Source organism: Pseudoalteromonas sp. HF66 (assembly GCF_011806445.1).
Lineage (GTDB): Bacteria > Pseudomonadota > Gammaproteobacteria > Enterobacterales > Alteromonadaceae > Pseudoalteromonas > Pseudoalteromonas apostichopi.
This window is the reverse complement of sequence record NZ_JAATOU010000009.1, coordinates 53,035-65,564: the sequence shown is the minus strand read 5'-3', so window position 1 is coordinate 65,564 and position 12,530 is coordinate 53,035. Positions and strand designations below refer to the sequence as shown.

Annotated in this window: 16 protein-coding genes; 5 read left to right on the top strand and 11 right to left on the bottom strand. The window is 40.8% G+C overall.

The features are described 5' to 3' along the window. Positions 1 to 136: 136 nt before the first annotated feature. The 4 genes from HCZ11_RS10785 (at position 137) to HCZ11_RS10770 (ending at position 3,183) form a co-directional block, all read left to right on the top strand. Positions 137 to 676: a DUF2058 domain-containing protein gene (locus tag HCZ11_RS10785; protein WP_130050393.1), complete on the top strand. Its 540-nt coding sequence runs from the start codon at positions 137 to 139 to the stop codon at positions 674 to 676. Positions 677 to 778: 102 nt separating this feature from the next. After that, the gene (locus tag HCZ11_RS10780; protein WP_130050394.1) at positions 779 to 1,102 is read left to right on the top strand and encodes a c-type cytochrome; all 324 of its coding nucleotides are present in this window, start codon (positions 779 to 781) and stop codon (positions 1,100 to 1,102) included. A 128-nt stretch (positions 1,103 to 1,230) separates the two neighbouring features. Then, complete coding sequence (locus HCZ11_RS10775) at positions 1,231 to 1,998, top strand: class II aldolase/adducin family protein (RefSeq protein WP_130050395.1); 768 nt, start codon at positions 1,231 to 1,233, stop codon at positions 1,996 to 1,998. Positions 1,999 to 2,007: 9 nt separating this feature from the next. After that, on the top strand, positions 2,008 to 3,183 hold the full coding sequence (locus HCZ11_RS10770; RefSeq protein ID WP_167658405.1) for a mandelate racemase/muconate lactonizing enzyme family protein: 1,176 nt from the start codon (positions 2,008 to 2,010) through the stop codon (positions 3,181 to 3,183). A gap of 81 nt (positions 3,184 to 3,264) precedes the next feature. Here the strand turns inward: HCZ11_RS10770 and HCZ11_RS10765 are convergent, their stop codons facing one another. From HCZ11_RS10765 to HCZ11_RS10730, 8 genes are all read right to left on the bottom strand, one after another. Continuing rightward, positions 3,265 to 3,636, bottom strand: coding sequence for a hypothetical protein (locus tag HCZ11_RS10765; RefSeq protein ID WP_175580436.1), 372 nt, complete (start codon positions 3,634 to 3,636; stop codon positions 3,265 to 3,267). 84 nt (positions 3,637 to 3,720) lie between these two features. Then, a complete protein-coding gene (locus tag HCZ11_RS10760) occupies positions 3,721 to 4,563 on the bottom strand; it encodes an amidohydrolase (RefSeq protein WP_167658404.1) in 843 nt (280 codons plus the stop codon). After that, positions 4,560 to 5,285 carry an SDR family NAD(P)-dependent oxidoreductase gene (locus HCZ11_RS10755; protein WP_130052235.1) on the bottom strand — a complete coding sequence of 242 codons (726 nt, stop codon included), beginning with the start codon at positions 5,283 to 5,285 and terminating at the stop codon, positions 4,560 to 4,562. Before HCZ11_RS10755 ends, HCZ11_RS10760 begins: the two co-directional genes overlap by 4 nt. 9 nt (positions 5,286 to 5,294) lie before the next feature. Continuing rightward, positions 5,295 to 5,783, bottom strand: a complete 489-nt coding sequence (locus tag HCZ11_RS10750) for a peptidylprolyl isomerase (RefSeq protein ID WP_130050399.1) — start codon at positions 5,781 to 5,783, stop codon at positions 5,295 to 5,297. Between the two features lie 64 nt (positions 5,784 to 5,847). Continuing rightward, positions 5,848 to 7,341, bottom strand: a complete 1,494-nt coding sequence (locus HCZ11_RS10745; RefSeq protein WP_130050400.1) for a LysM peptidoglycan-binding domain-containing protein — start codon at positions 7,339 to 7,341, stop codon at positions 5,848 to 5,850. Between the two features lie 28 nt (positions 7,342 to 7,369). Beyond that, positions 7,370 to 8,356, bottom strand: coding sequence for an MBL fold metallo-hydrolase (locus HCZ11_RS10740; RefSeq protein WP_167658403.1), 987 nt, complete (start codon positions 8,354 to 8,356; stop codon positions 7,370 to 7,372). A 68-nt stretch (positions 8,357 to 8,424) separates the two neighbouring features. Next, entirely contained in the window at positions 8,425 to 8,712 is a 288-nt protein-coding gene (locus tag HCZ11_RS10735) for a cell division protein ZapA (protein WP_130050402.1), read from the bottom strand. After that, positions 8,712 to 8,942 carry a DUF904 domain-containing protein gene (locus HCZ11_RS10730; protein ID WP_130050403.1) on the bottom strand — a complete coding sequence of 77 codons (231 nt, stop codon included), beginning with the start codon at positions 8,940 to 8,942 and terminating at the stop codon, positions 8,712 to 8,714. The genes HCZ11_RS10735 and HCZ11_RS10730 overlap by 1 nt, the downstream gene beginning before the upstream one ends. Positions 8,943 to 9,181: 239 nt before the next feature. On the opposite strand from HCZ11_RS10730, the gene HCZ11_RS10725 reads away from it, so the two are divergent. Further along, entirely contained in the window at positions 9,182 to 10,021 is an 840-nt protein-coding gene (locus HCZ11_RS10725) for a 23S rRNA (adenine(2030)-N(6))-methyltransferase RlmJ (protein WP_130050404.1), read from the top strand. A 56-nt stretch (positions 10,022 to 10,077) separates the two neighbouring features. On the opposite strand, the gene HCZ11_RS10720 is transcribed toward HCZ11_RS10725, so the two are convergent. The 3 genes from HCZ11_RS10720 to HCZ11_RS10710 form a co-directional block, all read right to left on the bottom strand. Next, positions 10,078 to 10,887, bottom strand: a complete 810-nt coding sequence (locus HCZ11_RS10720) for an META domain-containing protein (RefSeq protein WP_167658402.1) — start codon at positions 10,885 to 10,887, stop codon at positions 10,078 to 10,080. Between the two features lie 157 nt (positions 10,888 to 11,044). Beyond that, positions 11,045 to 11,611, bottom strand: coding sequence for an alkylphosphonate utilization protein (locus HCZ11_RS10715; RefSeq protein WP_130050406.1), 567 nt, complete (start codon positions 11,609 to 11,611; stop codon positions 11,045 to 11,047). An 80-nt stretch (positions 11,612 to 11,691) separates the two neighbouring features. Then, positions 11,692 to 12,456, bottom strand: coding sequence for an ABC transporter substrate-binding protein (locus HCZ11_RS10710; protein ID WP_167658401.1), 765 nt, complete (start codon positions 12,454 to 12,456; stop codon positions 11,692 to 11,694). Between the last annotated feature and the right edge of the window lie 74 nt (positions 12,457 to 12,530).

The window sequence follows — 12,530 nt, the reverse complement described above, 5'->3', positions numbered from 1 at the left end:
ATGTCATGATTTCATCGCGTGTTAATCTCACTGCAATATACTCGATTGCTGTGAATCAAGTGGGCTCAGTACTGTTATTTGTTGGCAGAGCTGATTAAAATAACCCTAATACGCATTAATAAATTGGAATTTCGTCATGGGTTCATTACAAGATCAATTACTTAAGGCTGGCCTTACTACGTCACACAAAGCTAAAGTAGCCAAAACAGAGAAGCGCAAGCAGCAAAAGAAGAAAAAGAAAGGCGCAACGAGTAATCCTAGCGATCTACAAAAACATATAGAGCAAACTAAGCTAGAGCAACAGAAAAAAGCTGATGAGCTTAATCAAGCGCGTTTAGAAGAGCAGAAGCAACGTGAGCAAGTGGCTCGCGTTAAGCAGATTTTAGAGCATCACAATCAAGAAGAGATCCGTGGAGATCGTACATTTAACTTCACTTATCAAAATAAAGTGAAAGAGCTCGAAGTTAACGAAAAAACACAGAAGGCCCTAGCTGGTGGCCGTTTAGCAATTTGTGTTTTAGAAGGCCAGTTTTTTGTACTGGAAGACGAACCAGCACGAAAAGTCGCTGAAGTCAGCGAAGATTATATAGTGTTCCATGTTGAGCCTGAAGATAAGCAAAAGGATGAAGATGATCCGTATGCTGATTTTGAAGTGCCTGATGATTTAATTTGGTAGTTATTGTTTCGATTGCCATTACAATTTTCGGTGCAATATTGTTAAATCATGGTCTACACTAAAGAAAATGTTTAATAACCCGTCAAAAAAGAGAAGATACAAATGAGCAAGATCACGAAAATTTTATGTGGGGCTGGCATTGCAATGGCTGCAAGCCTATCTTTTAATACTATGGCTGCCGATGGTGCAACACTTTACACAGCTAAGCTTTGTCAAACTTGTCATGGTGCAGAAGGTAAAGCACCTATCATGCCTCAGTACCCTAAGTTAAACGGTCAAAATAAAGAGTACTTACTAGCCCAAATGAAAGATATCAAATCAGGTGCGCGTAGTAACGGTATGACTGCTGCAATGAAAGCGATGGTTGCAAATGTATCTGAAGAAGAAATGTCTGCAATTGCTGATTACTTATCGCAAGTAAAATAAGCGCTAATTGAGTGAAAAAGGCCACATCAATTGATGTGGCCTTTTTGTATCAACTATTGATCATCCATTAATAGTAATTTAGACTTCTATACATCTATTTGTGCAGTGTCACATATACAAGGTTTTCCATGTTTGACTTACCAAAACTCGATTTAAAAAATAAAGTATCTGAACAAGAATGGCAGCTACGTGTTGATCTAGCTGCATGCTATCGTTTAGTTGATCATTTTCGATGGGGTGATTTAATTTACACCCACCTATCGGCGCGTTTACCAGGCACAGATCACTATTTAGTTAATGCATTTGGTTTAAGTTTTGACGAAGTGACTGCATCAAATCTTGTGAAGGTAGATTTAGCTGGCAATATTCTTGATGACACGCCGTTTAAAATTAATCCGGCAGGTTTTACCATTCACAGTGCTATTCATGAAGTACGTGATGACGCTCACTGTGTAATTCATTTACATACAAAAGAGACCATTGCCGTTGCAACGCAAGAAAAAGGCCTGTTACCACTAAGCCAATACTCAATGTTCTCATTACCATCATTGTCTTATCATGGCTACGAAGGGTTAGCGGTAAACAGTGACGAGAAAAAGCGTTTACAGGATGACTTAGGCACCACTAATCACATGCTATTGGTTAACCATGGTGGCTTAACCGTGGGACCAACAGTAGGTGATGCCTTTATGCGCTTTTATGATTTGCAGCGCGCCTGTGAAATTCAATTGGCTATTCAAGCCAGTGGCCAAACGGCAATCCCAGTACCACAACCTATTATCGATAATATTTATAATCAAGCGAATGTCGTGCATAGCGGCAGCACCGGTGGCCAGTTAGCTTGGCCAGCAATGCTACGTAAAGCTTATCGTCTTGATCCTAGTTTTGCTCAGTAAGGAGTAGCCATGAAAGTTAATCGCGTCGAAGTGTTCGATATTCATTGTCCAGAAAGACCAGCTTGGACACCTGTTTTTGTGCGTATTCACACTGATGAAGGTATTAGCGGTGTGGGGGAAGCGGGTCTTGCTTATGATTTAGGTCATAGCGCAGCAGCGGCAATGATCAAAGAAATGGCTGATGCCTTTTTAATTGGTCATGACCCATTTCAAACAGAAAAACTGTGGTCACGAATGCTACGCGAAAGCTTTTGGGGTTTAGGTGGTGGTCCTGTTGTGTATGCAGCAATGAGCGCCATTGATACTGCGCTTTGGGATATAAAAGGTAAAGCATTAGGTTTACCTGTTTATCAGCTATTAGGCGGTAAAGTTAACGATAAGCTACGTACTTACGCATCACAATTACAGTTTGACTGGGACAGCGAATTTAAAGCGCTTGTTCACCCAGAAGAATACGCAGAAGCAGCGCTTAAGGCGATGGCTGAAGGTTATGATGCGGTAAAAGTTGATCCAATTCAGTACGATAAAAACGGCAATACTTATTATGATCGTACTAACATTATTTCTCGTGCAGAAATGAAGTTATATCGTGCGCGTATGCAAGCTATTCGTGAAGCGGTCGGTGACGAAGTTGATATTATTTTTGAATGTCACAGCTTACCAGGTGCGACATCAGCAATTCAAATAGGTGAGATTGCTGAAGAGTTCGATTGTATGTATTACGAAGAGCCAGTGAACTACTTAAATCATTCATTACATGCAAAAGTTGCCGACAAAGTTGCCGTGCCAATTGCGGGCGGTGAACGTTTGTATAATCGCTGGGGTGTGCGTCCATACCTAGAAGATCAAAGTATTGACGTACTACAGCCAGACTTAGGTCTATGTGGTGGTTTCACAGAAACTAAAAAAGTGTGTGATTATGCAGATATTTTCGATGTGCGCATTCAAGCTCACGTGTGTGGTGGACCAGTAGCAACCGCAGCTTCGTTACACCTAGAAACCGCAATTCCTAACTTCTTAATTCACGAACATCACACCTATGCGATTAAAAAGTGGAACCGTGAGTTATGTATTCAAGATCCACAGCCTAAAAATGGTTTCTTCCAAGTATCAGAAGAGCCAGGGATCGGTATTGAGCTGAATGACGAAGTTGTTATGCGCTCACAGCGTGTTGAGATTAAGTAACAATCGATAATACTATTAAGTTAAATATTATATATAAAAAGCCCGTAAGGGCTTTTTTTATATTTACTTTTTAGGTTGAAATTAATCAACCGCTTTGCATTTAACCAAAGGCAGTGGCTCGGTTGCTTTGCTGTCTAAGTGACGAACAAAACACATTTGGTTTTTTATTAACAGCTCAAAACGTTCAGGCATATCTGGGTAAGACCCATGGTTGGACTTCTCTGGTATAGCAGCGTTATTCAAGCTTTCAATAACAAGTATGCTGCTATTGATAAACGCATCTTCGGCTACGTTAACAGGCTTACTGTGCATTAGCCTTGCTATGCCAAGTGCTATTAGCTCACTTTGCGGCTCTGTTAGCCGTGCATGTTGTAGTTTTGGAGTGGGTTCTTGCTTAGAACTACAGCCAAATAAGACACTAACTAGTATAAGGCTGGTAATAGAGGCTTTCATTAATACTCCTGAACAAGCAAACAGATTTTAGACTTGATGCTTGTTCGCTTTATAAGTTTTAACTTTATTGAATATAGCTATTTTTTAAACAATTTGATAGATTTCACGGGCGTTTTTATAGCTTAGTTTTTGCCATAAACTCTGCTCGGAGCACAATGAGTGATAGTGATGCCAACAGTTTTCGTAACTGGTATTTATTTGGCAAACAGGGAAATTACTTGCAAACATCACACGATGTTCACCAAAGTACTTAACTAAATTATTAACCAGCCAAAGGTGTTTGTTTACGGCTATTTGCGTGAATTCTAAGCCTGAGAACTTTATCGCGATATTATCGCAGTGGCTGAGTTTAATGATTGCTTCAAGCCATGTTTTCTCATCACTAATAAAGCCTAAATGATTAATAACCACACGTAATGATGGCAGGGCTGTGCAATACTTAATAAGCTGCTCAGTTGTCTGCATGTTTTCAATTTCAAACTGTGCTTCAAAGTGTAAATTTTCGCCTGCGAGCATGGCTAGGTTGTCTTGGCAGTGAGGAGTTAATAAGCGCTTGGCTTCATCACCTTCGGTTATATCGCGAATACCAACCAAAGATGGATGATCTAACTCATTGAGTGACGCTTCAAAGTGTTTGGTAGATGCGTCAATCACACTGTAGCTGATTGCTCGATAGGGAATGTCATTTAAATGCGTTGCAAGCCAATTAAGCTCATTCACTGGCGCTTGATTATCAAAGCCAGCTTCAATATGCACCAAGGCTTCTAGTTGAAATGGACAAGCGGCTTTAAGTTCTGAGCTAGTAATTTGCTTTTTAATTCTATCTAGATTTGGCCAAGAGGGGGGATTGCTACCTCGTAGCCAAGTGTATTGACCCTCAGTGAGGTTAAAAAAGTGCACATGGGGGTCAATTATTTTGTCGCTCATTGCGTGGTGTATCCACCATCAATACTTTGTAAGCTACCAGTAATAAAGCTCGCTTCTGGGCTTATTAAAAAGTTCACCAAAGCAGCAATTTCTTCTGGTTGACCTAAACGCCCTAGCGGTTGCAGCGCGGCTTCTTCAGCAACAACCTCTGCTTTATCGGCACCACTGCGTTTACAGTAGGCATCAATCGCATTATGAAACAGTGGTGTTTCTATTGTACCCGGACACACTGCGTTAGCACGAATATTAAACGCGGCATAATCGAGTGCTGTCGTTTTTGCCATGGAAGCTAGCGCGTGCTTGGTTAGGTTATAAGCAAACGAGTTTGGTTTGCCAATAATTGCCTGATCAGAGGCAACCAACACGATACTGCCGCTTTGCTGGATTTTCATACTAGGTAATACGGCTTGAATTGCTGCATAGGCACCTTTCACATTGAGCGCAAACAGGGCATCAAACGTTGCTTCATCGGTGTTTTCAATGTTGGCACTTAGATGACGACCCGCATTAGAGATTAAGGCATCGACACGGCCCGTCTGTGCAATGATATCGGTGATAACCGATTTCACCTGCTGAGTATCACTGACGTCACAGTGGTGATAATTGCCCTCAGACGGGGTGATATCTAAGTTGTAAACGGTGTATGCTTCACGTTCTAAACGCTCTACTATAGCTTTGCCTATGCCTTTACTGCCACCTGTGACAATTGCAACGTTTGTCATCATTTACCCTTAGTGGCTGTGGCCACAACCGCCTTCACCGTGCACGTGGCCGTGTGATAATTCGTCGGCTGTTGCTTGGCGAACATTGACTACTTCAACATCAAATGTCAGGGTTTTACCTGCAAATGGGTGGTTTAAGTCACAATCTGCATTGAAGCGACCCACTTTAACGATAGTCACTTGGTGACGGCCTTGGTTAGAATGAACAATAGCAGTCATACCTGGCTTCCACACTTTTGTGTTGCCTTGTAAGTGCTTAAGTGGAATACGTTGGATTAGGTTGTCAACGCGCTCACCGTAAGATTCGCTAGGCTCAAGTGTTACGCTGAAGTTATCACCAGCTGCTTTACCTTCAAGCGCTTTTTCAAGACCCGGAAGCATGCCTTCAGTACCATGGATATATGAAAGTGGCTCGCCATCTTTACTTGATTCGACTTGCTCGCCTGCTTCACTAAGTGTGTAGTGAAATTCAACCACTGCGTCTTTACTGATTTGCATGTTATTTCTCTTTAGAATTTAAAATATAGGCGGTGATTTTACGCTAACCGTTAAGACTGAGCAATCAAGGCTTTTTCAACGAGCCTTCTATTCTTGACAGCATGGCTTCACTGGTTGGCGTTTGTCGCTCTGCAGGTTTTGCTTGCGGTAAGTGAAGTGTCAAAATCGTGCCTGGTCTTAATATGCTGGTGGCACTCAGTTTATTCCAAGTTGCAATGTCTTTGTGTGGCACGTCGTATAATTGGCTGATACTCCAAATTGAGTCACCTGGCTTTACTAGGTAATCAACCGCAATGGTTGCGATAGTTTCTTCATGCTGTTCGAGGTAGGGGCTAATATTGTAATCAACCAGTAATGATTCTGGCATGGTTTGTGGCTGTGATAAACGCAACTGCTCACCTACTTTGATTAGGTTGCTTGTTTTGCTATTGAGTGCTTTTAGATCCTTTACAGACATATTAAAGCGTCTAGAAAGACTGTAAAGAGTATCGCCTTTTTGCACTATATACTCACCAGCAAAGTTATTGCGAAACAATTTGCTTTGTAATAGCGTACGCTGGTCAAGAGGCAATAGCAGGGTATGTGGACCATTCGGGGAGCTTTGGTTTTTTAAATATCCTGGATTTAATTTATGGAGCTGGTTATGTCCCACGCCAGATAAGTTAGCTATTACTGAAAAATCAAACTGCTGGCCAACATCAAACTCAGTAGTGAGTGCTTTATTAACCAATTTAGGCCGTTTTAAGCCTTGCTCAGGATGTTTCAGTAAATAACTTAGTGCTAATAGTTTAGGAATATAATCGGCAGTTTCTTTTGGTAAAGATAACGACCAATAGTCAGTTTTTTTACCTATTTTTTTATTCTTTTCAATGGCTTTTTTTACACGTCCCTCGCCACTGTTGTAAGCGGCAAGTGCATGTAACCAGTCACCATCAAAGCGCTTGTGTAAGTAACTTAAATAAGCCAAAGCGGCATCGGTTGAGGCGAGAATATCTTGGCGTCCGTCATACCATTGATCGCTTTGTACGCCAAAATGATAAGCTGTTGCGCCAACAAGTTGCCAAACACCTACAGCATTCTTTGATGAGCTTACTGTCGGTCTAAAATCACTCTCGACAAATGGCAGCAAGGCCAGCTCCATAGGTAGCTTTTGTTGTTCGATCCGTGTCACGATATGATACAAGTAAGGTGCTGCACGTTTGTTTACTTTTATGAGGTAATGAGGCTGTTTTAAATACCATTTTACACGTGCAGAAGTATGCTTATTAGTTTGAAAGACGAGTGTTAAATTGTTGGCGATATGCTGCCAAAGATCGTTCGAACGAGGTGTTGGTAACGGAGTGTCACCAGCTGGCAGTGGCGCAACTGTAGCGGGTGGTTCAACAGCCGTTGAAGCCACATAGTCACTAGTTGCTTGCTGGGTTGCTAAGTCGGGCTCATAATGGTTAAAAACCGCTGGCCTTTCCCGCTCATCTGTTTTCTGCTGAGTTAGTTGGCATCCCTGTAGACCAATAACTAAGCTCAGCCAAAGTAAATATCTCAAACTTACTCGAGCCATATAATAAAATCCTTTTACTATTTTAGCTCTATTTTGACAACTTGCTCTGTTTTAGTCCAGCCTCTAGAAACATAGAGAAAGCCCTTTCACCTATTTCATCAAGCTGATATTGCTGTTTTATCTCGGCAGGAAAAAGCGGAATTAATTCACTAACTGATTTATCTGGCGCTGATTTTGTCATCTCTTTAATCGTTTTTAAAAACCTTAAAGGGAGCGCAAGATCTTGTGGCGATAGTGGCTTGCCATGACCAGGTAAAATAGTTACGAGCGTGGTATTTTTTTGAATATCTTGCAGTACTGTGATCCAGCTAGTAAAGGTACCATGCCCGGGGTAGGGTAAGCTGTCGACTATATCTGCGCCTAACAGAACGCGGCCTTGATCTGCACTTAAAGTAAGATCGCCTTTAGTGTGCGCTTGGTAAGGTGTAATAACTACGGGATAATCACCAAGGTCTAGCTGTGTTGATTCAGTAATGCTAATAGCCGGCGGGTTTAAGGTTAACTCCCGCCAGCGAAATAAACGCTTTTTAGCAAGTTCTAGTTTGTCACGCCAAATCACTTGTTGATCTTCTGGTTGATTGGCAAGGCGTTGATAGCTCAGCTCTATGCTTTTTTCATAGCCATCTAATTTATCAGTTAATGCTTGCTGCATGGCGGCAAACTCAGTTTCTACTTGCTGATGAACTATCAGTTTGGCTTTAGGGAATTCAGCCTGTAAAACCGCTAATCCTAGTAGATGATCATCATGATAATGACTGGCCACTAAATAACATAATGGTGTTTTTAGGTGTTCTTTTAGCTGCTCTGCGAGCATTTCTACTTCGGCAAAGTTACCGCTGGCATCAAACATTAAGGCGCACTCTTTACCTTCAATTAGCACTTGATTCGAATCGTAAAAGCGCAGTTTATTTTGTTGTTGAAGAAATTGAATTTCGGGAGTGATGCTATGCCAGCTAACGCTTGATTGGGCGCTATAGCTTACAAAAAGACAGATCAAAAAAGCACAAAATCGCATGGTGTTCCGCTCGAATAATAGTCAGTGCAGTTGATTGTAAACAAAAAAAGCGCTGGATGCGCTTTTTTCTAAATACTAAGATGTTGGCTGAGCTTATCTATTAGTTTGTCATGTTGTTGCTCTTGTTCTGCTTGTTGCGATTTAACTTCGAGTAATTCATGACTTAAATGTAATGCGGCCATCAGCAGGGCTTTTTGGTCATTTCGAACCGATGAGCGTTGTTTCATTTGCTCCACTAAGTCATTCAAATTTTGTGCAGCAGCAACTAGGGCGTGCTCTTGCCCAGGTGGGCAAGAGAACTCATGTTCTTTACCTAGTAGCTCTACGCTGACCCGCTGACTTTGTGGGCTGCTCATTAGCTAGCCTGTTGTACGCTTTGTAATTTCTCAAGCAGGCCTGTTAGTGTACTGCTTGCATCTTTTTGCTTCTCTTCGTTTTCTAGCACTTCAAGTTGCAGAGTTTCGTTCTCATCTAAAAGCTTAGCTGTTTGCTCTTGTAGGCTTTTAACTTCGCTTTCAAGTTCGCTATTGCGAAGGATTAATTTGTCGATCAGTTGTTCGAGTTGGGAAAGAGTTTCGTTATTCATAAATGCGCTCATAAAACTGTGGTTATTGTCATGCAAATGTAAAGGAAAGTGTCTTGATATGCCAGCATTTACGGCTGTTTTAGCGTATTTTTATTTATTATTAAGGCTTAATTCAGCGTAATGGCTTTTTTATTCATTTATGGTTCATGGAATAGCCTGAACTTAGGATCATTTGTTGTTTATCATGTACAATAAGACTATTCATTTTTAACGCAGTTTGCATCTGGCGAATTATAAATATGCTTAGTTATCGACACTCTTTTCATGCGGGTAACCCTGCTGATGTGCTAAAACATCTTGTTCTAGCTGAAGTACTTAAATACCAAACAATCAAAGATAAGCCACTTGATTATGTAGACACGCACTCAGGTGCTGGTTTTTTTGAACTTGCAGGCAGTGACGCACAAAAAACACAAGAATATTTAGAGGGTATTGCTAAGCTTTGGCAGCATAATAGTGAGCATGATGCACTTAATGAATATATTGAGCTAATTAAATCATTTAACCAAAACGGTAATTTAGATTTTTACCCAGGTTCACCAAAAATTGCCGAGCACTTTTTGCGTCGCCAAGATAACGGTTGGTTTTTTGAGTTACACCCACGAGATCTACAATTACTGCAAGACAATATGAAAGGTAAACGTTCTATTCGTGTTCGTGGCGAAAACGGCTTTCAAGGCTTAGTTGGTTTGTTACCTCCAGCATCACGTCGAGCTTGCGTGCTTATTGACCCTCCATACGAAATTAAAAATGATTACGACACGGTTGTTAACACCCTTGTTAAAGCATATAAGCGCTTTGCAACGGGAACATATATGATTTGGTATCCGGTTGTTGACCGTGAACGAATCGATAGAATGGAAGCGGGTTTAATTGCATCGGGTATGCGTAACATTCAGCTTTTCGAGCTCGCAACACAGGCCGATACTGACGTTCATGGAATGACAGCGTCGGGTATGATAGTGATTAACCCACCATGGAAATTAAAGCAAACAATGGATGCGGTATTACCAGAACTTGTTTCATTATTAAGCGACAGCAGTGGTTTTTATCGTAGCGAGCAATTAGTTGAAGAATAATTCTTTTTCAATACAAAACGCCCAGCAATTGCTGGGCGTTTTTAATTTTACCGCTATTAATTCATGTAAGTAGCTGCAAAGGTCGCTAGTGGCTCGTCACTATCATCTAGCAAGGTTAATTGCTCACCATTGATAGAGTATTTAGCAGTGGCTGCTAGTGTTGCTGACATGGCTGCTTCGATATCCATTTGTGCTACACACATTCTTTCGGTGATAGCTAATGGTTTGAAGGTCAGCATTTGCTCATTAACTTCGTAATTACCTGAGAAGTTATTACAGCCTAAGTAACCATTGGTTGAACCATCGTCTTTAAACTGCACGAAGGGTTCTTTATTTTCAACAGTGATTGTTTCACCGCTAATTGTAACTGCTTTCCAGTAGGTATTTGTTAAAGTAACATCGGGTTTTTTAGCCGATACTTTTGTCACTGTTACCTTGTAAACATCGCCCGATACATCTTCAGCAAATGGGTTATTGTGAGTGGTGCTAATGTAAAGTAATTTACCTTGATTCTCTATGCGCGCACTTACACTATAACGGTGACGGTCAGCAATTTTGCTTTCATCATATTCGAGTTCCACGCTGTATGGTGGGGCGCCGTTTAATTCAATTTCTTGTTCGCTGAGTACGTCAGCTTTGGCATCCATTTTTGAAACATCAGCCAACTGTACTTTTAATACCGAACCAGGGGGTAGCATGCTACGGTCTAAATAAGTAACTTGAGTATTTAGGGTTTTCATTGTTGATTGTTCAGCCTGTGGTGCACCTGAGTCTTCACCACAACCTGTTAATACTAAGCTGCTCCCTAAGATCATTAAACTGCATAGAGAAGCGCGTTTGAAAGATGAGATGGTATCCGAAGCCATGATTGTTTCCTTGCGTTTTTAGGGGTATGCGTCTTTGTTTTAAAGTTAGCATAAAGTTCGCTGACTTAATCATAGCTTAATTAACAAAAAATGGGCACTAGGCCCATTTTCGTCATAACGAGTCGCTTTATGAAAATAAAGCGTATTAGAGTAATCGTTACTTTTTCACGTATTTGGTGAGGATAACAATACGCTGCCCGTCAACACGACCTTCGATGTGCTCAGGGTTGCTTGTTAAACCGATGTTTCTTACTGCTGTGCCACGTTTAGCAACAAGGCTACTGCCTTTAACATCAAGATCTTTAATTAGTGTTACAGTGTCACCTGCTTGAAGTACAACGCCATTACTGTCGATGTGTTTAATATCATCGTCTTCCGCAAGTGCTGTTTGTGCCCACTTTAGCGTGTCTTCTTCTAAATAAATCATGTCTAGAGCATCTTGTGCCCAGCCGTTATCAGCCGCTAAACGTTTTAACATGCGATAAGCCACTACTTGTACTGCAGGTGTTTGACTCCACATACTATCATTTAAACAATGCCAGTGGTTTGCAGTTAGATCGGCATTATTCTCAATTTGATCTTTACAAGTTTGGCAAACATAAATGCATTTATCAGAATGAGCCTCTGTAACAGGTGGCACCTCGTAAACAGATAGGTTATCTGTAGCGGTGCAAAGTTCACATTGGTTATTACTGCGTTCGATTAGTGCTTGTTCAATGCTCATAGGAGACTCTTTTTAGTTAACAAGGTAAGAAAAACAGCGCGCATTATAGCAAAAGCAGGTCCAAAGCGGAATATCCCTAATTATTGTAGGGATATGCTTTTTGTGTATTTATTGATTATGGCATCTAAGCTGCCAGAGTTTTTAAGCTCTTTAATAGCTGCATTTATTTTTGGTAGCAATAGCTGATGTTCACTACGCAGGCGAATTTTTAAGTTTCCCAGCGAATGTAAAGCGCCAAAGTCAATATCAACATTAAATTGCTCAGCCCAGTATTGTGCCGGAAGTTTGTCTATTATGACAACTTCGATACGCTGCATTTTTAATGCTTTTATTAGTTGTTTTTCAGAATGAAAATCAACGCGCTTAAAGCGATTGTCATCGTAGTAGTAATAGCCTAAGACAGTACCCACTGGCTGATTATTAATATTGTTAAGTTGCTGCCATTGAGTCACAGAGTTTTTTAAACTGACCAGGTACTCCTCAATGACAAACAGGGTATCTGAATAAATAAATTGTGGGTTTTGTTTTTCTGCTTGGCTTAGCCATTCAGGGCTAAGAACATCAAAGTCGATGTCTCCTTGGTGTAGGTATTTTACAGTCCTTTTTGCAGGAAGTTCGATATGCTGCACTTGAATATCAGCAAGCTGCATAACTTGCTTAATCATTTCGGGTAGGATCCCAGGGGTGTTGTTGTCGTTGATGTAATAAGGATAATAGTTACCCGAGCCAGTAACATTGTATTTTAATACCCGTTGCTGCTCAGCAAAAACTACTGGTGAGAGCAAAAGTAAAATTAATAAAGTCGAGTTAAAAAAGTTCAATGGTCTGATTGAATACGTTTTCATGTACCTAGTTTGGTTGGGTTTTTGTTTTTTAGCAAGGTAAACATCTTTCACTATACTTATAACAATAGTAATGT